Origin of the sequence: Ruminococcus sp. D54t1_190329_F1 (genome assembly GCF_015551645.1) — a bacterium.
Classification (GTDB): Bacteria; Bacillota; Clostridia; order Lachnospirales; family Lachnospiraceae; genus Blautia_A; species Blautia_A faecis.
Map to the genome: position 1 here is coordinate 1 of NZ_JADNDC010000031.1, position 1,446 is coordinate 1,446.

Consider the following 1,446-nt stretch of genomic DNA (forward strand, 5'->3'; position numbering starts at 1 on the left):
ACTCAACTGACGGAACAGCAGGTCTTACACCTTACGGTAAGACAATAAATGTAGTGACTTTCAAGTCACACAAAACAATTGGCATCGCTGTGCAATATTGTTCTTTCCACATTTTCACCTTTCCTTTTTAGAACGTGTGTTCTTTTTCTATATAGGCATTATATATCGCTTTTAAATCTTTGTAAAGTAGCAGATATGTCGTTTTTATGGATTTTAACGCTATTATTGTTGATTTTTTATCTGTTATGGGTTATAGTATATATAGGGAATAAATACCTGCATATGGAGGTGTATGATGATAAAGAAAGATTTTGGATCCATTATTGCTAATAAAAGAAAAGACCGAAAACTGTCTCAACCACAACTGGCAGCTCTTCTGTGTGAAAGAGGCTTAGATGTAAAAGCTCATTCTATCAGTAAATGGGAAAAAAATGTAAACCTGCCAAATGTTTTACAATTTTTTGCCCTCTGTGAGATTCTTGGGATTTCCGATATAAATAGAACATTCCAGATTGGAACGGATGAGAAACTTTTCTCCAAATTAAATGACGAAGGACAAGCCAAAGTTCTTGACTACATGAACCTATTAATGAAAAGTGGGGAATACATTCGAGAAGAACCAATCATTTATCAATTTCCACGAAGAACTCTCAGTCTCTATGATCTCCCGGTTTCAGCTGGAACAGGACAATTCCTTGATTCCGACCGTTTTTCCGAAATTGAAGTTGGTGATGAAGTATCTTCCAGTGCTGACTTCGGTGTCCGGGTATGTGGTGACAGCATGGAGCCTCTCTATCTGGATGGACAGATCATCTGGATTCATAAACAAGAAACACTTGAAGAAGGAGAAATCGGTGTCTTCTTCCTTGATGGTGATGCTTATGTAAAGAAATATCATCAATCCGATTCCGGTATTCAGCTTATTTCTCTAAATAAAAAATATGCCCCTATCCAAGTCACTTCCGGATCCATCTTAAAAACTTTTGGAAAAGTAGTTGGCTAATTTTAAAAGGCTGATGGTTCAGAACGAGGACCTGGATTATTTCGGACTCTGCAGTTCATTGAATGCGACTCCGGAACTAATGAGCTTTAAATTATACAGCCTGACAAAACGAGGCCAGGCTTATCATATGCCGATGGAGATTCAGAGCAATTTCCTGGCGAAATAAAGTAAATAAAGATCCTGTTCTATATATCATAGTATGAACAGGATCTTTTTATAATGATTTATTTTCTATCTAAAATTTTATTAAACCGACTAAAGACTCCATAGTTTGTGTGTTTGACTTACTGTTTATATCTATCTTCTCCTAAATATTTTTCTAGTCATTGCAATATAAAATTGCTTATACAGTCTCTCCCTTAAGCGTCCTGGTATTCTGGATAATATACAGAGCGACCGATATGACCATCATTATAGCGCACAAACCAATCAACAGATCTGAT

2 protein-coding genes and 1 pseudogene are annotated in these 1,446 nt (G+C 36.3%); 2 read left to right on the top strand and 1 reads right to left on the bottom strand.

Features of this window, described 5'->3' with window-relative positions:
* Positions 1-295: 295 nt before the first annotated feature.
* Entirely contained in the window at positions 296-1,003 is a 708-nt protein-coding gene (locus I2D69_RS14115) for a S24 family peptidase (protein ID WP_207741816.1), read from the top strand.
* Positions 996-1,169 (top strand): hypothetical protein, encoded by a 174-nt coding sequence (locus I2D69_RS14120; protein WP_226815871.1) that lies wholly within the window; start codon positions 996-998, stop codon positions 1,167-1,169. Before I2D69_RS14115 ends, I2D69_RS14120 begins: the two co-directional genes overlap by 8 nt.
* A gap of 177 nt (positions 1,170-1,346) precedes the next feature.
* Here I2D69_RS14120 and I2D69_RS19845 read toward each other — a convergent pair.
* Positions 1,347-1,446, bottom strand: a pseudogene (locus I2D69_RS19845) (CDP-alcohol phosphatidyltransferase family protein); the annotation flags it as partial.

Excerpts from the sequence above, each read along its gene's own strand:
- I2D69_RS14115 (WP_207741816.1), top strand. The coding sequence starts at position 296 with ATGATAAAGAAAGATTTTGGATCCATTATTGCTAATAAAAGAAAAGAC.